Raw genomic sequence first — 23,612 nt, forward strand, 5'->3', positions numbered from 1 at the left:
TTTGGTGTACGCCCGCACCTTCTCTCATGCGGTCTGTTCAGAGTCGGGCGGCGACCAGATCGCCCGCATGGTCGGGATGACCGGCGATCGCCACACCGGCCGCCGTGAGTGCGGCGATCTTGCCCTCTGCGGCACCGGTGCCGCCGGAAACGATCGCGCCGGCGTGACCCATTCGCCGCTCCGGCGGGGCGGCGCGCCCGGCAACGAACCCCACCACCGGCTTGCGACAGACCTCGGCGATGTATTCGGCGGCCAGCTCCTCGTCGCGGCCGCCGATCTCTCCGATCAGCACCATCGCGTCGATGTCCGGATCGGATTCGTAGAGTGCCAGCGCGTCGACGAACGAGAGCCCTTTGATCGGATCGCCGCCGATTCCAAGGCAGAGGCCCTGGCCGATTCCGCGGTCGGAGAGGGCCTGGATGACCTCGTAAGTCAGGGTTCCTGATCGGGACACGACGCCGACCCGGCCGGGTTGGGCGATATCGCCGGGGATTATGCCGAGCTTGGTCTGTCCGGGAAGGATCAGGCCCGGGCAGTTCGGCCCCAGGATCCTTGCGCCGCGGGCCCTCGCGAAGGCGAGCATCCGCGCGCAGTCCAGCACCGGGATCCCTTCGGTGATCACCACTACCAAGTCGATTCCGGCATCGACCTGTTCGCAGACTGCGTCGGCGGCTGCAAAGGGCGGAACGAAAACCACTCCGGCGTCGATCGCCTGCTCCTGCGTGGCCTCCTCGACGGTGTTGTAAACGGGGACCCCGCTAACGGCCTGGCCGCCCCGGCCGGGCACGACCCCGGCAACGATTCGGGCGCCGTATTCGAGCATCAATCCGGCATGGAACGCGCCCTGGCGGCCGGTGATGCCCTGGACCAGGATCCCGGTTTTCGCGTTGACCAGCACCAAGCGTTTCCCTTAACCGGCCAGGGCGACTGCCGCGCGCACCGCTGAGAGCATGTCGCGGTGGGCGTTCAGTCCGGCTTCGCGCAGGATTTTCAAGCCTTCGGCCTGATTGGTGCCGACCAGCCTGATCTCCAGCGGCACGCGCCGCGAGAGCCCGTCGAGGGCCTGGACGATCCCGTGGGCGACGTCGTCGCAGCGGGTGATGCCGCCGAATATGTTCACCAGAACTACCTCGACTTCCGGATCGGCCAGGATCAGGTTCATCGCTTTGGCGACCTGGCCGGCGTCGGCGCCCCCGCCCACGTCCAGGAAATTGGCCGGTTCGCCGCCCTCGCTCACAATCACGTCCAGCAGCGCCATGGCCAGACCGGCGCCATTGACCATGCAGCCGATCGTCCCGTCCAGCTTTACGTAGGAGATCCCCGAATTGCGCGCCTCGGCTTCGGTTGCGGTCTCCTCTTCCGGGTTGCGCATTTCCCGCAGCTGGGGCTGCCGAAATAGCGCCGAATCGTCGATCGTGATCTTGGCGTCGATCGCCAGCAGTCGGTCCCCGGACTGAACCAGCGGGTTGATCTCCACCAGCGAGGCGTCGTTGGAAACCAGGCAATCCACCGTTGCGGTAGCGATCCGGATGAAATCGCCGAGCAACGGGAGCGGAATGTCGAGCTGGAAAGCGAGCCGGCGGGCTTGGTGCGGCGCCAGTCCGGAATCAACCCCGCAGTCAACGGTGCGGATCGCTTCCGGGTCCTGGGCCGCGACCGTTTCGATTTCGATTCCCCCCGCGGCCGATGCCATCACCATCAACTGGCCGGATTCGCGGTCGGGGAGAGCCGCCAGGTAGTACTCGGCCGCTATGTCGACCGCCTCGGCTACCATCACGTTTTCGACCAGATTGCCGCCGATTTCCAGTCCCAGGATTTCGGCCGCGGCCGCGGCGGCGCCGTCCGGGTCGCTGGCCAGTTTGACCCCGCCGGCCTTACCGCGTCCGCCGGACAGCACCTGGGCTTTTATCACGACCGGGCCGCCGAGTTCGGCTGCTGCCCGCGCCGCGGCGGCCGGATCGGCCGCCAGGAGGGCCGCCGGTACCGGGATTCCGCTGTCGGACAGCAGTTGGCGGGATTGGTGTTCGTGGAGCTTCAATTGCTGCCATCGCAGGGCCTGAATCGCGCGGACGATTGCCCGAAACGCGGCCCCATTATCGGGGTCGCCGGCGGCGCCCGAGTAATTCGACGGGCTGACGCAATGGTTGAGTAGTGGCACGCCCCCAGCGCGGGTTACTGTCGTTGGTATCGCCGCGCCGGACTCCTATACGCCTGCGCTGGAAGCCGTTCGACCGGGAGATCATCCTGCGGATGAAGAGCGGACGACCGCCACACCGCGATTAAGCGACGGGAGTCGCTTCCCGTGCGCGGCGGGCCATTGCCAAGTCGTAACTGGCCTGCCGGCGCATCCAGAATTCAGCGTTGCTCCAGCCGACGCGCTCTAATGCGAGGGCCACCTCGGGCGATATGCCACATCGTCCGTTCAGCAGCCGAGAGGCCGTGTTCCGGCTGACGCCCAGGCGGGCTGCAAATTCGTTGACCGTCCACCCTGCCGCTTCTAGGTCATCCCGCAGACCGGCGGCCGGGTGGGTCGGGTTCTTTGCGCTCATTTGTGGTCCCTGCTTCCTCCGTCTAGTGATAGTCCTCAAGGTCTATGTCCACTGCCTGGCCTTCGACGAACCGGAATGTGATTCGCCAGTTGCCGGAAACCCGGACGCTCCAGGTGCCACGCCGGTTGCCGCGCAGCTGATGCAAGCGGTAGCTGGGTCGGCGCATGTCCGCTGGCTGGATGGCCTGAGCCAAATCGTCCAGGATGCGGTTGACGCGGACCACATGCTCAGGATTGATGCGGCGGCCATCGCCACGTTCCCATAATCGCCTCAATCCTACGTGCCTAAACTGCATGGCAAATTGTACCATGTAGCGGGTTACGGTGCATCACCCGCCGCCTGTGGCTGGGCGCGGCACCGACGGAAAAGCGCTCGCCGGCGGCTGCCTGTACTGGGAGGCCTGGGACTCTTGCGGGATTAGGTTGGGGGGTCCCGGCAACCACACGACGGGAACTGTTGGCCATGTCGGTCGGCCATGGAAGCTAGTCACAGCCAACATGAACCGTATTCACGTTTCAAATGACAGCCCGCCATCAACGGTCATGGTCATGCAGATCCGCAAAAGCCGCACCGCAGTATTGGATCGATCGCGTGACCACAAGCGTTGTCTCCCGCCGCGAATTGTTGGAACGCGTCGGCGGCGTTAGCGTGATTTGACTTGGTTTCCACTTAGCAGGACTTGGGAGCCGCTTTCGCTCAGGGGGCCAACGAATTCGCAGTTTGACGATCACGGCGATCGCCGCGTGTCATTGAGTAAATTCGGCTGTAGAGGCAAGTAGCTGGAGTCAAACCGGACCATGGCCGAAAACGGTGTCGATTCTGCGGCGGTAAGCGATCTGTACCGGACCCTGCGCGGCCGGCTGCAAACGATTCGCCGGCGGTCCGGCCGGCCGTTGACGCTGGCCGAGAAGATCCTGTGGGGCCACGCCGACGACGCGGACCAGATTTCGCTGGACCCGGGATCCTGGATCATGTTGCGCCCCGACCGGGTGGCGTTGCAAGACGTGACCGGCCAGATGGCGCTGCTGCAATTCCGGCTGGCCGGCCAAGACCGGGCCCAGGTGCCGACCACAGTGCACTGCGACCACCTAATCCGGGCCCAGATCGGGGCCGCCCCCGACCTTGCGCGGGCGCGGCTGGAGAACAACGAGGTCTTCACTTTCCTGCGCGCGGCGGCGGCGACCTGGGGGCTCGGCTTCTGGGAACCGGGGTCCGGGATCATCCACCAGGTAGTCCTAGAAAACTACGCCGTGCCCGGTTCGATGATCATCGGCACCGATTCGCACACTCCAAACGGTGGCGGTCTCTGCACCCTGTCGATCGGCGTCGGCGGCGCCGACGCGGTCGACGTGATGGTCGGGTTCCCGTGGGAAGTGCTCGCACCCTCCGTCCTCGGGGTGCGGCTGACCGGTTCGCTGGCGGGCTGGAGTGCTCCCAAGGACGTGATCCTAAAGCTCGCCGGGATCCTGACCACAAAGGGCGGCACCAACCGGATCATCGAGTACTTCGGGCCGGGCTGCGAGACGATTTCCTGCACCGGCAAGGCGACGATCACCAACATGGGGGCCGAAGTCGGAGCAACGACCTCGGTGTTCCCGTTCGACCGCCGGATGTCAGCCTACCTGCGATCGACCGGCCGCGCCGAAGTCGCCGATCTGGCCGAAGCCGAAACGGACCTGCTGGTCGCCGACCCGGAAATCGCCGACGATCCGGAGCGCTATTACGATGAGGTGATCGAGATCGACCTTTCGGCCCTTGAACCGCACGTGGTCGGTCCGCACCGGCCCGACCGAGCGCGGCCACTTTCCAAGCTGGCCGACGAGATCGCCAGCGAGGGGTTTCCCGACGACCTTTCGGCAGTGCTGATCGGAAGCTGCACCAACTCCTCCTACGAGGACATTTCGCGGGCGGCCGAGGTCGCTCGCCAGGCGACGTCGCAGGGACTGCAGGTGGCGACTCCGCTGCTGGTGACGCCCGGTTCGGAGATGGTTCGCGCCACGCTCGAGCGCGACGGGCAGATCGCCGAGCTGGAGGCGATCGGGGCTACCGTGCTGGCCAACGCCTGCGGCCCTTGCATCGGGCAGTGGCGTCGGGCCGACCCGGAAGCACCCCAGGAGCCGGTCCCGGCCCGCAATTCGATAGTCACCTCTTTCAATCGCAACTTCCCGCGGCGCAACGACGGCAATCCGGAAACGATGAACTTCATCACCAGTCCCGAAGTCGCGGTCGGGCTGGCGATCGGCGGACGGCTCGGATTCGATCCGCGCCGCGATCGGGTGCCCGGCAGTGGCGGCGTCCAATTGCAACCGCCCTCTCCGGCGCCGGAGGTGCCGGACAGCGGATTTATCGCCCGCGGAACCGGATACGTAGCTCCCAACGGCGAGACCGATCCGATCGAAGTCGATCCGGAAAGCAGCCGCCTGCAGCTGCTGGAGCCGTTCGCGAGGCGGGCGCCTGAACAATTCGCCGACATGGCGGTGCTGCTAAAGGCCGTCGGACAGTGCACGACCGACCACATTTCGCCGGCCGGGCCCTGGCTGCGGTTTCGGGGTCACCTGGACAACATCTCCGACAACATGTTCCTGGGCGCCAACAATGCGTTCGCCGACCAACCCGGGCACGGGCCTGACCTGGCCGGCGACGGCCGCCCGAAACCGCTGCCCGAGGTTGCCCGGAACTTAGCCGCGGCCGGGCGCAGCTGGGTGGCTGTCGGGGACGAGAACTACGGGGAAGGGTCCTCGCGCGAGCACGCCGCGATGTCGCCGCGGCTGCTCGGGGCGGCCGTGGTCATCACGCGCTCGTTTGCGCGCATTCACGAAACCAACCTGAAAAAGCAGGGGGTCCTGCCCCTGACATTCGACGACCGCGCCGACTACGACCTGCTGCGGTCCGACGACCGAATCACGCTCGAGGATGTGGCCGAGATCGCTCCCGGCCGCGGGTTGCGGGCACGTATCGACCACTCCGACGGTTCGGTCGATCGGATCAGTCTTTCCCACACCCTGAATCCCGAGCAGATAGCCTGGCTGTGGGCCGGTTCGGCCCTGAACGTGATCAGGAGTCAGACCGGCTAGGCGGTTGCCGGGTCAATCGCCCGGTTCGAATATCCAGCGGTCGGAGCCGCGCTCGTAATCGAGCAGGTCGGCCTGATTGAAATAGATCGCCAGTTCGAGGGCGGCGTTTTCTGGCGAATCGGCGGCGTGTACGAGATTCCGCAGCGGCGACTGGCCGAGATCGCCGCGGATTGTCCCGGCGGCGGCTTCCGCGGGACGCGTCGCGCCGACCAGTTGCCGGACCGACGAGACCGCGTTCGGGGCTTCCAGAACCATAGCCAATACGGGTCCCGAGGTCAGGTGTTCGACGAGGCCGTCAAAGAAGAACTTGCCGGCGTGCTCGGCATAGTGGGCCCTCGCCTGCTCGGACGTCGGCTGCAGGAGCTTGAGCGCGACGAACCGGTAGCCGCGACGGTCTAGCCGGGACAGGATTTCGCCGGCCAGGCTGCGCTGCAGGGCGTCGGGTTTGAGCAGCACGAAAGTGCGTTCGAACAATTTGGGATACCTCTCGCTGGGATCCGGTCGCGGAAATGCCGTCAATTGTCGGGCGATGCGTCGTCTGCGGCGGGCTCCGAAACTGCCGGCGCCGAACGACGCTCGGCCAGCCGATAGGCCTCGGTCGCCAGCTCGGAGAAGTTGAGCCGCACCAACTCGTCCGCCAGTCGCGGAAGGCCTTCCGGAGGGAGCGATACGAATTGTCCCGGGTCAAGCAGGTGAGCGCTGCCGCGGAGCAGTTCGAGGACGGCCGGCCACCGTCCGGCCTCCATCAACCGAGCCAGTTCGCCGGTTGCCGCCGGCACGTGCGAATCGGGGGTCTCGGTAGCGGAATCGGGGCCCGATCCGGCATCCTCGGCGGGCAGGAACCGGGAGCTGGGCGGGCTGTATTCGCCGACCGGGTCCGGTGCCGATTCGGTGTCGGCGACAGGTTCGTCCGGAGGGTCAAGGGCCCGCCGGGCTCGGGCCAGCAGCATTTCCGGCAGTTCCAGTTCCGGAATCGACGGCAGCTCCAGGCGTGAAACCCGGAGTCTGCCGTATAGCCTCCGTGCCAATTCGAATTCGGGATCGAAACGGCGGGCTCGTTTCAGGTGCTTGTCGGCCAGCGCCAGTTTGCCGAGCTCGGCGTTGGCCTGGGCGCACACCAGGTTGGCCGGCAAGCAATCGGGCAACTTATCGAGTACCGCACGGGCAGACTCCAAAGCCCCGCGGACCTGGCCGCTTTCCAACTGAAGCTGGGCGATGGCGGCCGCCAGTTCCGGCCAGTCTTCGGTCTGAGCCGCCTCCCCGAGCCAGCGCTGGGCCAGCAGCTGGCGGCCCTGTCGAAGGTGCATGAATCCGATTCCGGCAAGGGTCGGGGTCGGCGGTTCCGGGCCGATTTGCGGATGGTCGGGGGCGATGGCCGCCAGCCGTCTGCGCGCCGTCGCGATCCCCTCGCCGGACTCTCCCAACGCGCGTCTGGCCTGCAGCTCGATCGCCAACGCCTGAGGATTCGTGGGGTCGATCCGCAGCGCTTCGCGCGCCCCGTCCAATGCTTCTGAGGGCCGGTCGCCGGCAAGATCGAGGCGCAGCGAAAGCAATCGGGCGCCCAGAGAATCCGGGAACGCGGCCTTAATCTGTTCGAGCAAATCGGCGGCGATCTGCGGCCGGGCGGCGCCGACGAGCTCGTCGGCCATCGCGACGACGGCAGCCAAGCGCTGGGAACTACTTCGGGTCGGGATCATCAGTCGATTCTCTGAATCGCCGCGATCGTTGCGTGGCGCAACGTCGCCGGTTTGCCGCGTCCGGGGAAAATGCAGATTGCGCGGGACAGCACGGCCAAGTTGCGGATTCGATGATGCAGATAACCAATGACCGGTTGGCCGCCATCTTGGATGGCATGGCCGGAACCCGCGTCCTGGTGATCGGCGACCTGGTGCTCGACGAACACCGCCTGGGGGTGGTGGCTCGCCTCTCCCGGGAAGCCCCGCTCCCGGTCATCGAGCAACGCGAGCTTCGTCACCTGCCTGGCGGGGCGGGCAATCTGGCCGCCAACCTATGCGCGCTCGGCGCCCAGGTCGCGGTAATGGGGGTCGTGGGCGACGATCGGCGCGGTGAGAAGCTGATCGAGCTCATTGGTGGCGGCGGTGCGGACACCGGCCAAATAATCGTTGCCGCTGGGCGGGCCACTCCGACCAAACTCCGCATCTGGGCGAGCGGCGACCGACAGTTCAATTACCAGCAAGTTGCCCGGATCGATACGCCTGCGCCCTCCCCGGTCCCGGATCCGATAGTCGCCGACCTGGCCGCCCGTTTGCGCGACGCCGCGGCGTCGGTAGATGCGCTCGTCTATTCCGACTACGACGGCGGAGTGGTCGACCCGACGGTGGCGTCGGCGGCGGTGCAGGCAAGCGGCGGTAGGGCCCTGCGGGTCGCCGATTCGCACGGCGGGTTTGAGCGGTTCCGCGGATTCGATGCGCTCACGCCCAATCAACCCGAAGCCGAATCGTTCCTTGGGCGGCGGTTCAAGACGCTCGCAGAGGCCCGCGCCGGGGCCAAGGAGATGCGCGTCCGCCTCGGGTGTCGCCAGGTCTTGCTGACCATGGGGGCGCAAGGAATGATCCTGGCCGATGAATCAGTCACCCCTCTGCACATCCCGGCCGTAGCCGGCGCCGGGATCGCCGATCCCTCCGGGGCCGGTGATTCGGTGGCGGCGGCGTTCGCGGCCGCCCAGGCGGCCGGTGCCGAGCCCGCGGAAGCGGCGCTGCTGGCCAACATGGCCGGCGCGGCGGCGGTCGCAGAAATCGGCGTTGCAGCGATTTCCGCAAAAGATATCCTGGCGGTGGCTGCGGCGGGACTGGCCCGTTCGTGAAGTCGCGGCCGGCCCGGGTGATCGAGGCTTCCGCGGCTTCCGGCCTGGCCCAGCGCGGCGGGAAGACCCTGGTGCTCACCAACGGGGTCTTCGACCTGCTGCACCCCGGCCACCTGGCTTTCCTGCAGGATTGCGCCGAACTGGGCGATCTATTGGCTGTGGGCGTGAACGTGGACGAGACGGTCAGACGGCTGAAAGGACCGGGACGTCCCGTTCAGGGGATCGAGGAGCGGACGGCGGCACTGGCCGCGGTTCGCTGGGTGGATTTCGTGATCCCTTTTCCGGAGCCGACCGCCGAAGCGCTGATCCGGAACCTGCGCCCCGACATCTACGCCAAGGGCGTGGAGTACGACCCAACCGGGATCGACCGGCGCCCATTGCCCGAACTGGCAGGCGCCCGCGATGTCGGAGCCTGCTGCAGGTTCATCCGAATGCGCGACGGGCACTCGACCACCGAGCTGGCCGCCCGGGTCGCAGCGTCGCATAGAGGGCCCAGATAGCCGCCGACCCTCGATTCACCGGACTCCTGGCGGCCGTTGGCCTGGTAGCCGCCGGCAACGTTCTTTCGCGCCTGCTGGGCTTTGTGCGCGAGCCGGTGATCGCGGCCGTTTTCGGAGCGACCGCCCAGGCGGATGCGTTCGAGATCGCATCGCGCGTTCCCAACACCCTGTTGGAAGTCGCGATCGGCGGGGCGGTGTCGGCGGTGCTGGTTCCGCTGCTGGCCGGGATCAGCGACCCGGCCGCGGCGGCCCGGTTGTTCGCCAATGTCGCCTTGGTAACCGCGCTGCTGCTCGGATCGCTGGTCGGCCTGGGGGTCTTTTTCGCCGGGCCGATCGTTCAGTTGCTGGCCCCCGACCTGCCTGCGGAGGCCAAGCCGCTGGCCGTCGACATGCTGCGGTTCACGCTTCCGGCGGCGCTGCTACTGGGCCTTTCAGCGGTTGTTACGGCGCGCCTGCTGGCCCGCGAACTCTTCCTGGGACCGGCGTTTTCGGTGTCGTCGCTGAATGCGGTTCTGGTGGTCTCGATCCTCGCCCTGACGCCGCTGCTGGGTCCGATCGCGGTCGCACTGGGTTACCTTTTGGGCGCCGGCGCCCATCTGCTGGTGCAACTGCCGGGACTGCTGCGGATCGACCCCCTGGCCGCGCGCCCGGCACCCTGGCGCGATCCGAACCTGCGGCGCGCCGCGGTCCTTTACCTGCCGGTCCTTGGCGGCTTGCTGGTTACCCAGCTCGTGATCATGGTTGACACCCGCCTGGCCAGCAGCGCCGGCGAAGGCAGCCTGGCAATGATGCGATTTGCCGCGCGCCTGCAGCAGTTCCCGCTCGGCGCGGTTGTGGCCGCCGTCGCCCTGGTGCTGCTGCCGGGACTCTCGCGAGCGGCCCCGGAACGGTTGGCCGATCTGCCCGGCGCCGAGGAATTTGGCCGGTTGCTCTGGTCGGCAGCGCGCGCGTTGGCGGTCGGAATCACGCCGCTGGCATTATTTCTGATCCTGGCCAGCGAGCCCATCGTCCGGGTAGTTTTCGCGCGCGGCCAGTTCGTCGAGGCCGCAATCGCCCCGACCGCGCTGGCATTGGTCATATACGCGCTGGCGCTGCCGCTGATCGCAATCGATCAGCTGCTGATCTTTGCCTTCTACGCCTGCCGCAACACGATCCTCCCGGCCGGGGTCGGGGTACTGGGCAGTCTGGTCTTTCTGGCGATCGCGTTTCCGGCCTCAGCGGCAATCGGATTTCACGGCCTGGTCTGGGCCAACACGGTTCAGAACAGCCTGCACGGACTCGTCCTTATCGGGTTGATCCTTTACTGGACGCGGCAACGCCCCGGCCGCTCCGCCTTCGTCTTCCTAGCAAAGATCGCCGTCGGTGGGACGGCGGCTGGGTTCGCCTTGCTAGCCGGCTCCGCCGCGGGCGGCGCCCTCGAAGCGGGAGAACCCGGCCTGTTGACGCTGGCGATCGCCCTGCCGCTGAGCGCGGTCGTCTATTTGGGAGTGCTGCACGTGCTGGGAGTGAGGGAACCGGGCGTGATCCTCAGCCTGCTCCGGAAGCGGCTGGGCCGCGGCCGGGCCCGGGTCAGTTAAATCCCGGGCGCTGCTCCAGCTGGTTGCGCAACTCCAGGTTGTCGCGACGCCGTTCGGCGCCGAACCAGCGGAAAAAAACTATCGCCAGGACGAACCAGAAGATGACCTTGCCGGGCGTCCACATCAGCAGGCCACCCAACTGCTGGTCGTCGGCCGCGCTGAGCGCGAACACCCGCGGGGCGTCGGCGTAGACCTGGTAAACGGGTCCATCGGCAAAAGTAAGAATCGCCCCGAACAGCGATTGCGGCACCGGCAGAACGAACAGGTAGAAGATCTGGAACACGGGCCGAATGGGCGGCAGCCGGCGCGACTGGGAAAGCAGCGGCCACCACATCATCAGCGAGACCGCGATGTATGAACCGTGTTCAAGGTCGTGGACGATCCGGTTGGCCAGCGCGGTCTCGTAGAGCGCCGGCACGTGCCATACTGCGACCACGCCCTGCGAGACTCCGATCGCAACCACCGGATTGGTAACCACGCGGCCGACCCGCATGGTGCCCGGCAGGCGCAGCACCAGGTCGATCATCCATCCCGGAGTTCCCAGCAGGATTCCGACCGGGACTATGAAAAACATGATCAGGTGCTGGACCATGTGCATCGAGAACAGGAAATGCTCGCCGATGTAATCAATCGGCGAAAAGATCGCCCCGGCGAACGCCAGCAGGCCGGATAGGAACATGGCCGGCCGCCACCATTCCGGGTCCGGCCCCAGGGCGAACCTGGTCCGCAGCGGCCCCAGAACGTAAAGGTAGGCGCCGGCGGCCAGCAGCAACGTCAGGCCCGCCAGGAAGTCAAAGCTCCAGACGTTGGTCTGCAGCGACTCTGCGACGTGGGCGGTGTGGTAGCGGATCAAGCTCGGACCATGGAGTCCTTACTGCGGTCAGCCGATTATCGCGGTCACCCCGAGCGCATGACGTGCTTGCGCAACCACGGAACCGTTCCGAACATCCGCAGCGAAAAATAAATCAACAGGGCCACGAATACGTAGCGCAGGATCTGCTGGTCGATCCAGCCGCCGGCCAGAGTTCCAAACAGGAGCCCGGTGGGCACCGAGAAAAGCGCAATGCCGACCGCCCAGCGCCAGCGAACGTTGCCCAACCGGGTGTGCGCGATGGTGCCGGCCACGGACGTAGGGATCATCATCGCCAGCGCAAAGGCCTGGGCGTCGCGCTGCTCCATGGAGAGAAAGAAGACCGTCGTGGGGACGACGAATATCCCGCCGCCAACCCCCAGCAGCCCACTCAGGAACCCGGCCAGCAGCCCAATGACGACCGCGACAAGGTAGCGATAGATCCCGGCGAACGCGAAAAGCTCCTCAGGGTCGGCCAGCAACAGGAGGAGCAGAGCGGCAACCATCAGGAAGGCGGCAAAGGACCGGCGCAGGCCGACTTCCGGCATGGCCGAGGCCGATCGTGCCCCCAGCGGCGCGGTGGCGATCGAGGGAACGGTGGCGACCAGCACGAGCGTCCAATCAATCTGCACCGAGATCGTGTACCCAAGCAGGCTGGCCAGCGCGGTCAGCACCACTATCGCCAGGGAGGTGCCGTGCGCCACCACCTGCGAAACCTTCAGCAGCGACACCATCAGCGGAACCATGAACGTACCGCCGCCGATGCCGGCCAGTCCGGAAAACACGCCGCCGCCCAGACCGGTGAGGGCGACGCGGGGCCACATCAGGTGCGCCGGCCGGTTCGGTGTGGTTGGCGGCTGGCCGGTTCGCGGATACTTTGGCTGGAAGTCTGCAATAGGGTCGATCGGCAATCTCGAACACAGATCATTTTCCACGCGGCGCCGAAGACGCCTCCGGGCCCGGGATCAACGTGCGCGGGCATCGCCTCGGCCGGGTCGGGGCCAGCGTCATCGACCTGATCGGAAACACCCCGCTGGTCCGCATCAACAACTGCGTGTCCGACTCGGCCGCCATCATCCTAGGCAAGCTGGAGTCGACCAATCCGGGCGGCAGCGTGAAGGATCGCACCGGACTGGCGATGCTGGAGGCGGCCGAGCGATCCGGAGCGATCGGGCCGGGCCGCACGGTGGTGATCGAACCCACCTCCGGCAACACCGGTATCGCGCTGGCCATGGCTTGCGCGGCCAAGGGCTATCGCTGCGTGATCACGATGCCGGAAACAATGAGCATCGAGCGTCGCCAGGCGTTGCTGCTGTTCGGCGCCGAATTGGTCCTGACTCCCGCCGCCGGCGGAATGCAGGGGGCCATCGACCAGGCGGTCCAGCTGCGCGATTCGATCGACGGGGGTTGGATCCCGCAGCAGTTTGAAAACCCCGCCAACCCCGACATCCACTTCCAGACCACCGCCGAAGAGATCTGGCGCGACACCGAGGGCCAAGTCGACTTCATCGTCTCCCCGGTCGGGACCGGCGGAACGGCCACCGGCTGCGCGCGCGCCCTGAAGCCGCGCAAGCCCGGACTCAAGGTGATTGGGGTCGAACCCAGCCGCAGCGCGGTGATTTCCGGGGATCCGCCCGGTCCGCACCGCATCCAGGGCATCGGCGCGGGGTTTGTGCCGGAGATATTCGAAGCCGACCTCATGGACGAGGTGCTAAAGGTCGATGACGAAGCCGCCGAGGACATGGCTCGACAGCTCTGCGCCCGCGACGGGGTCTTCGTGGGCATTTCCGCCGGGGCCGGCGTCGCTGCCGCACGTTCGATTGGTATGCGGCCCGAGAACGCCGGCAAATTGATCGTCGTAATACTGCCGGACACCGGCGAGCGATATCTCTCCCACCCCGGGTTCGAGTCGGTGATCTTCAACGCCGAGTTTCAAAAGCCCGCCTAACCCGCACCGGGCCGTCAAAGCGCCGGGCCCGTCGAACTTTCCTGTTGCCGATGCCGCGTTGCTAGGTCATACCGTCGGTTCGCCCATTCCATATATGTAGCTTGAATGGCTTGACCATATATTTCATATATATGTAATATATGGGCGAACACGCGGCGCTAATGCGGCCCGAATTGAACGCGGTTCAGTATTCACCGCATACTGCAACCCGCGTGTCTCAGCGCAATGGGATCAAGACCCTATCGCAAACACGGTAGCGTCTTGCACATATTGCCAGTCCCTCTTTCTCCGGTCATTACGGGAGGTCTCTGCATATCGGAGCAAGGAGGGCTACGAACCAGGTCGATGGGGTTTCGGTGCAGTCAAACCGGGATTGTCCATCGCACCGCCAAAACCGACCAAGATCACATATGACGGGGAGCAGGAAAGATGAACAAACGAATTGGGCATTGGCATGTCAACAAGCCGGCCGCCATCTTTTTTGGCATCGCCCTTGCGGCGATCGTAATCGTGGGCGCACTCGCCAGCCTCGGCGACATCAGTAAGGGTGGGAGCGAGCCCTCCGCGACCGAATTCGCCCGCCCGCCGGCGGCGGACATTGCAACTGCCGCACCGGCATCCGTGGAATCGGACGCTGCGGCCGAGTCGGCGGGATCGGAGATGATGATGTTCAGCGCCGATTCGGCAACGACTCAGACGGAGGCCGGCAGATACGAGCCCGCCAGCGCCACGCCTGCGTCCGCGCCGGCCAGCGGGGCAACATTTTTCCAGGGCGGTTCTTCGTCGTTCCAGCAGGCCCGGTCCACTGCGCAGTCTGGGAACGTGGTTGCCACCGGCAGTCCGGCCGCTACCACGTTCAGGGACTACCTGCGAACCCGGAGCGTATCGGCAGCGGCCGACGCAGTTTCTACGTTCAGCCTGGACACCGACCGGACTTCGTTCCAGTTGGCGCTCAACTGGATCAAATCCGGTTACGCGGTCGAGCCCGATTCGGTCCGCGCCGAAGAGTGGATTAACGCCTTTGATTACCGGTATGACAAGCCGCTGCGCGGAGACAGTTTCGCCATATCCAGCGCCGTAATCGAGCACCCCCTGAACCACGGGCAATACCTTGCCCGGCTGGCTTTTCAGGCACCTGAATTCGTCGACAATACGCCGTTGAACGTGACCTTGGTCATGGATGCCTCGGGGTCGATGGGGGACGGCAATAGGGTCGCCATCGCGCGCGCCGCCGCCGAGGCGATTCGCCGGAGCCTGGGTGAAGACGACCGGGTCGCAGTGGTGCAGTTCTCCACGGACGTAATCGGCGATCTGACGGTTGAGCACGCTCATCCGGATTCAAGTAACGTGCGTCGATCGATCGACGCGCTTCGGCCGCGCAACTCCACCAACGTCCAGGCCGGACTGGATCTGGGCGTGCGGCTCGCCGATCAGGCGCGTTGGAATCGGCCCGACGCTCACAATTACGTGATCCTGTTCTCCGACGGCGTCGCCAATGTCGACGCCACTGACCCATTCGGGATCCTCGAATCGGTCGGCCGCGGAGAAAGCCAGAATCCGCTGCGCCTGATCACCATCGGCGTCGGGGTCGAGAACTTCAACGACTACCTGCTCGAGCAACTGGCCCAGCACGGCAACGGCTGGTACCGCTACCTGAGCGACGTCGACCAGGCCGAGGCGACATTCCAACGCGAGAACTGGCTCGCAATCTCGGTCCCGTTCGCCGACCAGACCCGCGCCCAGATCACCTGGGACGACCAAGTCGTCAATTCCTGGCGGCTCATCGGCTACGAGAACCGGATCACCAGCGACGAGTCCTTCGTGCAGGACCGCCGTGAATTCGCCGAGATCCCGGCCGGATCGGCCACGACCGCATTCTTCGAATTGGAGCTGCACCGGCCGCCTTCAGGTCCCGGGGAGCGGATCGGAGAAGTCGAACTCCGGTGGGTTACCCCGATTTCAGGCGATTCGAATCGCCAGCACGCGCCCATCCTTGCCAACCGGCTCGGGGAGCGCGACTATGACAACGCGATGCTTCGTTTTGGAGCCATCGTGGCCCTGGCCTCGGACCGCTACTCCAGCCTCTGGAATGCGCAGTCCGGTGACCGGGTGGTAGGCGAGGAACTCTCGGCGCTGCGCGATGAACTGGGGCACCTGGAACCGCATCTCGGCGGCCTGGGCGCGTTCCGCGATTTCAGGACCGTACTTGGGCACCTCGCGGCCTTGCCGTTCGAATCGGCGACAGGTCGTTCCGGTTACAGCCGCTGAAATAACGTAGTCCGGGTCTTGCCGCCCGGAACCGAGTGCAAAAGAACCGGGTCGGGAAATCCCCGACCCGGGTCTGCCAGTTGCGGCCGCCGATGACTGCCGGAACCGGTTCGCCTATTTGATGTCGACCGTCGCGCCCTCGGCCTGCAGCAACTTGGCGATTTCCTCGGCCTCGTCGCGGGATACCGCTTCCTTGATGGCGTTCGGGGCTTCGTCGACCATCGCCTTGGACTCCTTCAGGCCAAGTCCGGTGATCTGACGCACGACCTTGATGACCGGGATCTTGTTGGGTCCGATCTCGGACAGCACAACGTCGAATTCGGTCTGCTCGGCCTCTTCTGCTTCGCCGTTGCTGGCCGGCGCGGCCGCCGGCATCGCGGCCATCGCCGAGACTCCGAATTTCTCCTTGAGTTGCTCGACCAGTTCGGCCAGTTCAAGCACCGTGAGGGACTCGATCGCACCGATTAGTTCGTTTACGTCGGCTTTCTTGGTTGCCATGAGGGTTCCTTTCCGTTTAGTGGATAAAGGGTCTATGAATTTGGCCGCGGCCTAGGCGGCTGAACGTTGCTCGTGAATCTGCTCTAACGCCGTCACCAGGCTGCCAACAACCGCCGACAACGTGAACACCAGGCCGGTAAGCGGCGCGGCAACGCCGCCAACTACCTGGGCGCGCAGTTCGTCAAGCGACGGAATCGCCGCCAGGCGATCAATTACGGCCGCGTCAATCAGGTCGCCCTCCAGCATGCCGCCGCGCACTGCGTACGCTTCGTTGCTGCCGGCCAGCCGGACCAGGACTTTGGCGGCCCCGGGCGGGTCCTGCGGGCAAACTGCAAGTCCGATCGGACCGTCGAAGAGTTCGCTCTGGTCGCCCAGACCTTGGTTGGCGGCCGCGATTCGGACCAGGGTGTTTTTGACCACCCGGTAACTTGCGCCGACTTCCGCCAATTCGCTCCTGAACTGGGCGATCTCCGGCACGGATAGCCCGCGGTAGCAGCTCACGAACCAGGAAGGCGAGGACTCGAGCAGTTCCTCCAGCGCCTTTACTTCGGCCTCTTTTTCAGCTCTTGTTGCCAATTCGGCTCCTTAAGGTAGGTGGATTGGAGAGTTCCGTCAAATGAAAAACCGCGCCGGGCAGTACAACCCCGCGCGGTCGCGCGTCACCTTGCGGCAACTCTCGGAATATGCCAGGAGCACATGCCTGGGCGGGCGCCTGCGGTCTTTCCGCAAGCAATTAAGCCTTTTTCGGCACCGGCCGTCTGGGGCGTAAAGCGTTGCTTTTTTCGGAGCGATTCTATGCCAGTGTGCGCGCCTCGTTGATCGCTTCGCTCACGTCCAGCGGCAGCCCCGGTCCCATCGATGTCGAGATCGTAATCGAACGAACGTAGGTGCCGCGGGCGCCGCTGGGGCGGGCGTTGACCACCGCGTTCAGCGCCGTGCAGAGGTTTTCCTTGAGTTGTTCGGCCCCAAACGAAGTCTTGCCGATGGCGAAATGAATGTTTCCACTCTGATCAGCCCGGTATTCGACCTGGCCGCCCTTGATAGCCGAAACCACTTCGCCAATCCGGGGGCTGACCGTGCCGGCGCGGGCGTTCGGCATCAGGCCGCGCGGACCCAGGATGCGCCCCAGTGGGCCGACGGTGCGCATCATGTCCGGGGTTGCAACGGCGGCGTCGAAGTCAAGCCATCCGCCGCGGATTCGATCGGCCAGGTCGTCCCCGCCGACCACCTCGGCCCCGGCTTCGGTAGCTTCGGCGGCGGCGTCCCCGGCGGCAAATGCAATCACCCTGCGGCTGCGACCGGTACCGTGCGGCAGAACCACCGTGCCGCGGACCTGCTGGTCCTGATGGCGGGTGTCGATTCCGAGCTTGGAGTGAAGTTCCACGGTCGCGTCGAAGCGCGTTATCTGAGTATTGCGGGCCACCTCAACGGCCTCGTCAATCCCGTAGACCTTGTCCGCTTCCATGCTGGCCACCATGGACCGGTATTTTTTGCCGTGCTTGGGCATGTGCTGGCCTCGTAGAACTCTTTGCGTTGGAGCTTTGGCTACTTAGTCGTTTGCAGGGGTCAGGGCGTTTCAATGCCCATGCTGCGGGCGGTCCCGGCGACGATCTTTTTGGCCTGGTCGATGTCGTTCGTGTTCAGGTCCGGCATCTTGATACTGGCGATTTCGGCGAGTTGATCGTCGGTTACCGATCCGACAGTTTCCTGGCTCGGGTTGTTGGCGCCCGATTCGACGCCCGCCGCCTTGCGCAACAGGTCGCTGGCCGGCGGAGTCTTGACTATGAATGAGTAGGAGCGGTCGGAGTAGATCGTAACTTCGCAGGGCACGATGTTCCCCGCCTGGTCGCGGGTGCGCTCGTTGTATTCCTTGACGAATTGAACGCTGTTCACACCGTGCTGGCCGAGCGAGGGGCCAACCGGAGGGGCCACTGTAGCCTGACCGGCTTCGAGCTGCATCTTCACGACCGCGATTACTTTTTGCGCCAAGTCAAAGTCCTATTGGGGGCGGAATGGGCGGGCCGAGTCGATTCGGCAACCGCGTGAACTGGATCAGGTTCCGGAACGCACGCGCTCGACCTGTAGGAAGTCGAGTTCGACCGGGGTGTCGCGACCGAAGAAGGAAACCATGACTCGAACGCGGCCGCGCTCGATGTTGACCTCGTCAACCGTGCCAAGGAATTCGGTAAACGGGCCGTCGACGATCTTGACTGTATCGCCGACCGCCATGGTGACCTGGGCCCGCGGAGCCTTGCCATGGATCTGTTCAAAGATGCGGTCAACTTCGGCCTTTGGCAGCGGTAACGCCCGCTGGTTGCCGCCGACGAAATTGACCACGCCCGGGGTATTGCGCACGATCGTGCCGGAGGTTGTGTTGTAGTCCATCCGCACCAGCACGTATCCCTGAAACATCTTCCGCTTGACGGTCTGGCGTTCGCCGTTGCGCACCTCCTCGACATCCGTTTCAGGAATCACGATTTCAAATATCGCATCCTGCGCATCCATGGATTTGATGCGCGAGAGGAGATTTTCCCGGAAGCGGTTCTCGTAGCCCGAATAGGTCTGGACTACGTACCAGTCACCCTGGGAGGCGGAATCGACGGTCATAGCGAATTAATTTTGCAGGAATATCAGATCGGACAAGCGCGCCAGGCCGAAGTCGAACAACCCCAGGAACGCCGCCAAGGCGATTACAACGCCCAGCACGATCACGGTAAGACGAACCGTTTCGTCGCGGGTCGGCCAGTGCGACCGACGCAGTTCAGTCACGGTTTCCCGCGCGAATGCGGCCGGGTTCGTGCCTTGCTTGCGTGCCTCTCGGCGGCCGGTTCTGCGTCTGCCCGCCAACTTTGGTTCCTGGATGTGGCCACACCGGTTCGCCGCGAAGGCGGTCCGGGGTTTCTACTTCTGCTCGGAAATTGAAAAAAGCGCGGCATTTTAAGCCGCGCCGATCGCAAAGATTTTAGCACCCAATCAGGGGTCGGGGCAGTCCGGGGCTACCACAAGCTGTAGCCGCCGTCGACGATCAGGTCCAGTCCCACGACGAAATCAGACGCCGGCGTGGCCAGGAATAAAACCGCTCCGGCAAGCTCGTCGACCGCGCCGGGCCTGCCGATCGGCGTCACCTTGTTCCAGTAATCGCGCAAGGGGTCGGCGGCCGGGTTCTGGGCCGCCCGATCGGTGTAGATGTAGCCGGGTGAGATGCAGTTGCAGTAGACGCCGTCGCCGATCCATTCCGCCGCCAGCGATTTTGTCAGGTGCACGCAACCGGCCTTGGAGGCGTTGTAGGTGGATTGCATCTGCGGGTGATTGACGATCGATCCCGACATAGAGGCGTTGTTGATGATCTTGCCGCCGCCGTGATCGCGCATCCAGCGCGCTTCGGCCTGCATGCAGAGAAACACGCCTTTCAGGTTCGTGTCGACGATTCGGTCCCAGTCCGCTTCGGCCAACTCGTAACCCGGAATCCAGCCGAAGGCGCCGGCATTGTTGAAAGCCACGTCCATGCGCCCGAAGTGTCCGGTTACCCGGTCGACCATCGCCGAAACCTCATCGGCGTCGCGCACATCGCAGGTGACGGTCAACGCTTGCCTGCCAAGCGCTTCGATATCGGCCGCGCTTTCCTCCAGCGTCTGCTCGGTCCGACCTGACAGCGCAATGTCGGCGCCGGCCTGAGCCAATCCGAGCGCGACCGCCCGGCCGATCCCGGTTCCGCCACCGGTGACCAGGGCAACTTTGCCGGCCAGCGAAAAATCGTCAAGTAAGCCCATCGCAATCTCCCCGTCAGGTCGCGCTTGGATCGCGCTGCAATTACTCGTTCAGCGACTCGACCAGCGAAGTTCCGCCGGTACCGACTACGCTGAAGCTCAGGTCGACGATCGCGCCGGTCATGATCCCGGATTCTTCCGAACAGAGGAATCGAACCGTATTGGCTACGTCGTAAGGTTTGAGCATCCGTCCGAATGGCAGTCCGGGCTCGACCTGCTCGCGCCAGTTCGCCCCGGCGCCATGGTACTGGCGCTGGATCCGGTCTTCGTTCGGCGTATCCGTCCAGCCCAGGGCGATCCCGTTAACCCTTACTCGGTGCTCGGCGAGGTAGTTGGCCGCGTTCTTGGTAAGCGTCAGAAGACCGCCTTTGGAAGTCGAATAGGGTGCCAGATCCAGACCGCCCCCGTAGGAATTTACCGAGAGGACATTGGCGATCGACCCGCCGCTGCCCTGATCGATCATCGCCCGGGCGGCATCCTGGATCAGAAAGAACGGCGCGCGCAGGTTCAGGTCCAGTGTCTGCTGATAAAGCTCGGGGGAAGTGCCCAGGATGTTGCCCCGGTCGGTGATCGCGGCCGAATTGACCAGATGATCGACCCGGCCAAAAACTTGCAGGGCCGTGGGTACGATTTCGCGCACCTGGGCGAGATCGCTAAGGTCGGCGGAGACAAAATGCGCTTTTGCGCCAAGCGCCGCGATGTCGGCCGCCACTGCTTTGCCGTTGGCGGAGTTGCGGCCGCAGATCAGGACGCCGGCGCCACCCTCGCGCGCGAACATGCGGGCAACTTCGGCCCCTACACCCTGTGTTGAACCCGTTACGACCGCGACGCGGTCGGCGAACAATCCCTCGGTCATTTGCATCCAGTCCCCGTTGGCAACGGTCAATTGTGCGCTGGTGAGAACCGGCCGGACTCAATCGGCGGTCGGTGACGCGATGGGCGGTCGGTGCCTGATCAAGAGCTTGTAAATCGCGTCCGCGCCCACCAGCGGTTCGTCAGATACCTCGAACTGGGCGGGGTAGATGACGAAGGGGGTGGTCTGCTCGCCACCGGCGCCGCCGTGGACGCTTTCCTGGGGCTCGAACGCGGCCACGCGTCCGTCGGTAAGGGTCGCGCCATTGATGATCAAATCGCCCGCATTCGAGAATTCGGCCAGTCGCGCGATTGAACCGGCCAGCTCCGGCGGGTACCCGGACAGGGGGTCGCGGCCGAGCACGTCGCCGGTTGCCAGATCCAGCACCCCGCCTGGACCGGAAACCAAAGCCCCGCCCGACTGCGAACGGGTCACCACGAATCCGATCCCGGGATGATTGACGAGGCTCGGTACCAGTGCCGGGAACTCCTTGGCGATCTCGGCGGCGCTCAATTGGTGGGGATAGGCCGGGAAGTACACGTTTGCCAAGTTGCCGGACGGGCACACGATGATCCCGCCACCGCGTTGCGGGACGGACCCGGTATTTCCGTTCGGATCGCCCTGCTCGCGGCCGCCGCGCATCCGATCGAGCACTGAGCGGGCCGCCATTCCCCCGGCGCCGCCGGACTCGGCCGGCCCGGTTAGCAGGGAGCTGAAGTGGCCCATCAATTCGCTGTCCTCCATCGCGGTCCAGATTGGCTGCGAACCGGCCGAATCGGCGACGACCTGCTCCAGCGGCGTGCCGGAGATTTCCGAAAACTGCCGCGCGATGCTCTGACCGTGGTCGGACAGGATCACCAGCGAATATTCGCGCGGCACCGACTGGGCCACCCGCCGCAGGCGGGCGATCTGCCGGTCCAGATTGCGCAGGGTGGCCATGGCATCGCGACTTCGCGGTCCGCGATAGTGGGCGACCTGGTCGTAACCAACGTATGTCAGGTAAATTGCCGGGCTTCCGTCGAAGAGTTCGCGGGTGGCGTAAAAGGTGGTCAATTCGGCCAGCAGCACGGTGGTGATTGCGCGGGTGATGGCGAATTTGAAGTGGGCGTGGCCGCGGCGCAATCGCCGGAACTCGTAAACCAGTCCTACCGCCAATTCGGCCAGCACCAGCACCAGGGTTCTCAGAAAGCTGTAGGGGTCGTAGAAGAAGAGAAACAGGTCACGGGCCGGTCGGCTCACCGATCCGGCCAGCTGGGTTGTGCTGGCGGTCGCGAACCGCTCCTTGGCTCCGCCGTCGAGGAGGTTCGAGATCGAGGCCCCGCCGCGCAGCAGCGCTCCGGGATGGTCAAGACGCCTGGCGATCGCGGCCGCGTCCTCGAGATTCGAGGATTCCACCAGTTGCCCGGATCGCTTGTCGAACCAGCGAAATCCTGGAATATCGCGGTCGTTGCCGTACAGGATGCCGGCCTGCGAAGAGGACGTCTGGGTGGGCAGGTGACACCACCACGGCCGCATTTCAAACTGTCCGCCCAGCAGGAATCGACGCAGGTTGGGCATGCGGCCGGCGGCGAGCGCATCGCGCAGGACCGGTTCGGAAAGCCCGTCTATCTCAACGACCAGCAATCCGGAGCCGACCAGTTCGTGCTCTTCGGTTCGCACCGAAAGACGATTTGCGAAATAGTAGTAGAAGGTGTCTTCGTCCTGTATCAGCGAAAGTGCGTTGGCGGCGGCGTTTACTGTGGCAAATGCGGCTGCCAGGATCAGCGCGGTACCGAACCCATCGGTCATCTGGCCGGGCACGATCAGCGAGGCAGCGAAGATGATGATCGCGTTCAGAACCAGCGACCACAGCCCCAGGGTCACGATCGTGAGCGGCAGCGTCAAAAGCAGGATCAGGGGTCGTACGAATATGTTCCCCAGCACCACCGCCGATGCCAGCGCTAGGCCGGACCCGACGTCCCCGACTGTGAAACCAGGCAGAATGCGTCCCAAGATCAGGAACGAAACCAGGTGCAGCGCGATCACGAACGCGGTCTGGCGCAGCATGCGGCCGAAATTGGCCATCTAGAGCGCCAGCCGATCGGCGGTTCCGGGCCGCAGTACCACAGGCTCGATGTCCGCAGTCAATGTCTCGAGCGCGTCGACGAACTGCTGCGCGGGACCCGGAGTCTGCCCTGCGCTGGTGATCGTGGGCAAGACGTTGCGATATGCGCCCCAGTGGATCGGAATCACCCAACGCGGACGCAGATGATTGGCGGCGCGGGCAGCTTCCTGCGGGTCGAGGTGCCCGGGGCCGAGCGAGGACCCCCACCCGGCTACCGGTAACAAGGCGACGTCCAGCGGCTGCGGGCCGGGCCGCATCGGTTCAAAATACCCGGTGTCGCCAACGAAATAGATCCGGCGACTGCCGCAAATCTCAAAAGCCAGGGCGGGCGCGTGCGGGCCGAACGGCACCCGTTCGCCGCTGTGATCGACCGCCAGGCACGTGATTTGCAGCCCCAGCAGCTCCAACTGGTCACCGGGACCGGCTTCAACAAGCGGTCCGATCGAATGGCGGGCCAAAAACTCTCCGCCTCCATGCGGCACCAGGTACGTCGGATTGCCGTTCAATGCGCGCATCGATTCGGGATGGCAGTGATCGTGGTGAAGGTGTGAAATCAAGACCAGGTCGATGTTCGGCAGGCAAGCCGGGTCAACCGTCGGACAAATCCGCCTGATCGAAAAGATGCGGTCGGCCAGTAACGGGTCGGTGAGCAGCACCCTGCCGTCGAGTTCGATCAGGCAGGTGGCATGGCCCGGATGCGAGATTTGGCAGGATGCCACCGGCAATCCCCATTCGGTTGCGCTTCCGCAAATGGCCCCTGCGGGCGGTTTCGATCCTCATTATCAATGGGGCCGCACCTT

General features: G+C 64.9%; 24 protein-coding genes. 6 read left to right on the forward strand and 18 right to left on the reverse strand.

Annotated elements, in window-relative coordinates; all coding sequences use genetic code 11:
• Positions 1-37: 37 nt before the first annotated feature.
• The 4 genes from sucD to F4X41_01455 form a co-directional block, all read right to left on the reverse strand.
• Positions 38-901 carry a succinate--CoA ligase subunit alpha gene (gene sucD / locus F4X41_01440; GenBank protein MYB15690.1) on the reverse strand — a complete coding sequence of 288 codons (864 nt, stop codon included), beginning with the start codon at positions 899-901 and terminating at the stop codon, positions 38-40.
• A 9-nt stretch (positions 902-910) separates the two neighbouring features.
• The gene (sucC, locus tag F4X41_01445) at positions 911-2,053 is read right to left on the reverse strand and encodes an ADP-forming succinate--CoA ligase subunit beta (protein MYB15691.1); all 1,143 of its coding nucleotides are present in this window, start codon (positions 2,051-2,053) and stop codon (positions 911-913) included.
• Positions 2,054-2,279: 226 nt separating this feature from the next.
• A complete protein-coding gene (locus tag F4X41_01450) occupies positions 2,280-2,549 on the reverse strand; it encodes a HigA family addiction module antidote protein (GenBank protein ID MYB15692.1) in 270 nt (89 codons plus the stop codon).
• Between the two features lie 22 nt (positions 2,550-2,571).
• Positions 2,572-2,844, reverse strand: a complete 273-nt coding sequence (locus F4X41_01455; protein MYB15693.1) for a peptidase — start codon at positions 2,842-2,844, stop codon at positions 2,572-2,574.
• Between the two features lie 502 nt (positions 2,845-3,346).
• On the opposite strand from F4X41_01455, the gene F4X41_01460 reads away from it, so the two are divergent.
• Complete coding sequence (locus tag F4X41_01460) at positions 3,347-5,623, forward strand: aconitate hydratase (GenBank protein ID MYB15694.1); 2,277 nt, start codon at positions 3,347-3,349, stop codon at positions 5,621-5,623.
• A gap of 12 nt (positions 5,624-5,635) precedes the next feature.
• Here F4X41_01460 and F4X41_01465 read toward each other — a convergent pair whose 3' ends face one another.
• Positions 5,636-6,097 carry a nucleoside-diphosphate kinase gene (locus F4X41_01465; protein MYB15695.1) on the reverse strand — a complete coding sequence of 154 codons (462 nt, stop codon included), beginning with the start codon at positions 6,095-6,097 and terminating at the stop codon, positions 5,636-5,638.
• 41 nt (positions 6,098-6,138) lie between these two features.
• Complete coding sequence (locus tag F4X41_01470; GenBank protein ID MYB15696.1) at positions 6,139-7,290, reverse strand: hypothetical protein; 1,152 nt, start codon at positions 7,288-7,290, stop codon at positions 6,139-6,141.
• A 62-nt stretch (positions 7,291-7,352) separates the two neighbouring features.
• Between F4X41_01470 and F4X41_01475 the strand changes: the two genes are divergently transcribed.
• From F4X41_01475 to murJ, 3 genes are read left to right on the forward strand one after another with little or no spacing between them, the layout of a single operon-like run.
• Positions 7,353-8,447 (forward strand): hypothetical protein, encoded by a 1,095-nt coding sequence (locus tag F4X41_01475; protein MYB15697.1) that lies wholly within the window; start codon positions 7,353-7,355, stop codon positions 8,445-8,447.
• Positions 8,448-8,464: 17 nt separating this feature from the next.
• Positions 8,465-8,947 (forward strand): adenylyltransferase/cytidyltransferase family protein, encoded by a 483-nt coding sequence (locus F4X41_01480; GenBank protein MYB15698.1) that lies wholly within the window; start codon positions 8,465-8,467, stop codon positions 8,945-8,947.
• Positions 8,944-10,524, forward strand: a complete 1,581-nt coding sequence (gene murJ / locus F4X41_01485) for a murein biosynthesis integral membrane protein MurJ (protein MYB15699.1) — start codon at positions 8,944-8,946, stop codon at positions 10,522-10,524. The genes F4X41_01480 and murJ overlap by 4 nt, the downstream gene beginning before the upstream one ends.
• On the opposite strand, the gene F4X41_01490 is transcribed toward murJ, so the two are convergent.
• A complete protein-coding gene (locus tag F4X41_01490; GenBank protein MYB15700.1) occupies positions 10,517-11,377 on the reverse strand; it encodes a cytochrome c oxidase assembly protein in 861 nt (286 codons plus the stop codon). The two genes, murJ and F4X41_01490, sit on opposite strands and share 8 nt — an antisense overlap.
• Positions 11,378-11,421: 44 nt before the next feature.
• Positions 11,422-12,198, reverse strand: coding sequence for a sulfite exporter TauE/SafE family protein (locus F4X41_01495; protein ID MYB15701.1), 777 nt, complete (start codon positions 12,196-12,198; stop codon positions 11,422-11,424).
• Between the two features lie 185 nt (positions 12,199-12,383).
• Between F4X41_01495 and cysK the strand changes: the two genes are divergently transcribed.
• Together cysK and F4X41_01505 are read left to right on the forward strand one after the other, a co-directional pair.
• Complete coding sequence (cysK, locus tag F4X41_01500; GenBank protein ID MYB15702.1) at positions 12,384-13,322, forward strand: cysteine synthase A; 939 nt, start codon at positions 12,384-12,386, stop codon at positions 13,320-13,322.
• A 429-nt stretch (positions 13,323-13,751) separates the two neighbouring features.
• A complete protein-coding gene (locus F4X41_01505) occupies positions 13,752-15,590 on the forward strand; it encodes a DUF3520 domain-containing protein (protein ID MYB15703.1) in 1,839 nt (612 codons plus the stop codon).
• Positions 15,591-15,704: 114 nt separating this feature from the next.
• On the opposite strand, the gene F4X41_01510 is transcribed toward F4X41_01505, so the two are convergent.
• The 10 genes from F4X41_01510 to F4X41_01555 all read right to left on the reverse strand — a co-directional run bounded on the left by F4X41_01510 (position 15,705) and on the right by F4X41_01555 (position 23,564).
• Positions 15,705-16,088: a 50S ribosomal protein L7/L12 gene (locus F4X41_01510; GenBank protein MYB15704.1), complete on the reverse strand. Its 384-nt coding sequence runs from the start codon at positions 16,086-16,088 to the stop codon at positions 15,705-15,707.
• Positions 16,089-16,139: 51 nt separating this feature from the next.
• Positions 16,140-16,664, reverse strand: a complete 525-nt coding sequence (locus F4X41_01515) for a 50S ribosomal protein L10 (GenBank protein MYB15705.1) — start codon at positions 16,662-16,664, stop codon at positions 16,140-16,142.
• Positions 16,665-16,881: 217 nt separating this feature from the next.
• Positions 16,882-17,595: a 50S ribosomal protein L1 gene (locus tag F4X41_01520; GenBank protein MYB15706.1), complete on the reverse strand. Its 714-nt coding sequence runs from the start codon at positions 17,593-17,595 to the stop codon at positions 16,882-16,884.
• 59 nt (positions 17,596-17,654) lie between these two features.
• Positions 17,655-18,077: a 50S ribosomal protein L11 gene (gene rplK / locus F4X41_01525; GenBank protein ID MYB15707.1), complete on the reverse strand. Its 423-nt coding sequence runs from the start codon at positions 18,075-18,077 to the stop codon at positions 17,655-17,657.
• Positions 18,078-18,140: 63 nt separating this feature from the next.
• Positions 18,141-18,695 (reverse strand): transcription termination/antitermination factor NusG, encoded by a 555-nt coding sequence (gene nusG, locus F4X41_01530; GenBank protein ID MYB15708.1) that lies wholly within the window; start codon positions 18,693-18,695, stop codon positions 18,141-18,143.
• 6 nt (positions 18,696-18,701) lie between these two features.
• The gene (secE, locus tag F4X41_01535; protein ID MYB15709.1) at positions 18,702-18,950 is read right to left on the reverse strand and encodes a preprotein translocase subunit SecE; all 249 of its coding nucleotides are present in this window, start codon (positions 18,948-18,950) and stop codon (positions 18,702-18,704) included.
• Positions 18,951-19,084: 134 nt separating this feature from the next.
• Complete coding sequence (locus F4X41_01540) at positions 19,085-19,858, reverse strand: SDR family oxidoreductase (protein MYB15710.1); 774 nt, start codon at positions 19,856-19,858, stop codon at positions 19,085-19,087.
• Positions 19,859-19,898: 40 nt separating this feature from the next.
• Positions 19,899-20,711, reverse strand: a complete 813-nt coding sequence (locus F4X41_01545; protein MYB15711.1) for an SDR family oxidoreductase — start codon at positions 20,709-20,711, stop codon at positions 19,899-19,901.
• 57 nt (positions 20,712-20,768) lie between these two features.
• Positions 20,769-22,772, reverse strand: coding sequence for a hypothetical protein (locus F4X41_01550; protein MYB15712.1), 2,004 nt, complete (start codon positions 22,770-22,772; stop codon positions 20,769-20,771).
• Positions 22,773-23,564 (reverse strand): MBL fold metallo-hydrolase, encoded by a 792-nt coding sequence (locus tag F4X41_01555; protein MYB15713.1) that lies wholly within the window; start codon positions 23,562-23,564, stop codon positions 22,773-22,775.
• Positions 23,565-23,612: the final 48 nt, after the last annotated feature.

Source organism: Chloroflexota bacterium (genome assembly GCA_009840625.1).
GTDB lineage: Bacteria > Chloroflexota > UBA11872 > UBA11872 > VXNJ01 > VXNJ01.

Excerpts from the sequence above, each read along its gene's own strand:
- F4X41_01455 (MYB15693.1), bottom strand. The coding sequence starts at position 2,844 with ATGCAGTTTAGGCACGTAGGATTGAGGCGATTATGGGAACGTGGCGAT.
- F4X41_01460 (MYB15694.1), top strand. The coding sequence starts at position 3,347 with ATGGCCGAAAACGGTGTCGATTCTGCGGCGGTAAGCGATCTGTACCGG.
- F4X41_01545 (MYB15711.1), bottom strand. The coding sequence starts at position 20,711 with ATGACCGAGGGATTGTTCGCCGACCGCGTCGCGGTCGTAACGGGTTCA.
- F4X41_01550 (MYB15712.1), bottom strand. The coding sequence starts at position 22,772 with ATGGCCAATTTCGGCCGCATGCTGCGCCAGACCGCGTTCGTGATCGCG.
- F4X41_01540 (MYB15710.1), bottom strand. The coding sequence starts at position 19,858 with ATGGGCTTACTTGACGATTTTTCGCTGGCCGGCAAAGTTGCCCTGGTC.
- nusG (MYB15708.1), bottom strand. The coding sequence starts at position 18,695 with ATGACCGTCGATTCCGCCTCCCAGGGTGACTGGTACGTAGTCCAGACC.
- F4X41_01505 (MYB15703.1), top strand. The coding sequence starts at position 13,752 with ATGAACAAACGAATTGGGCATTGGCATGTCAACAAGCCGGCCGCCATC.
- F4X41_01520 (MYB15706.1), bottom strand. The coding sequence starts at position 17,595 with ATGCCCAAGCACGGCAAAAAATACCGGTCCATGGTGGCCAGCATGGAA.
- F4X41_01495 (MYB15701.1), bottom strand. The coding sequence starts at position 12,198 with ATGTGGCCCCGCGTCGCCCTCACCGGTCTGGGCGGCGGCGTGTTTTCC.
- F4X41_01510 (MYB15704.1), bottom strand. The coding sequence starts at position 16,088 with ATGGCAACCAAGAAAGCCGACGTAAACGAACTAATCGGTGCGATCGAG.
- F4X41_01450 (MYB15692.1), bottom strand. The coding sequence starts at position 2,549 with ATGAGCGCAAAGAACCCGACCCACCCGGCCGCCGGTCTGCGGGATGAC.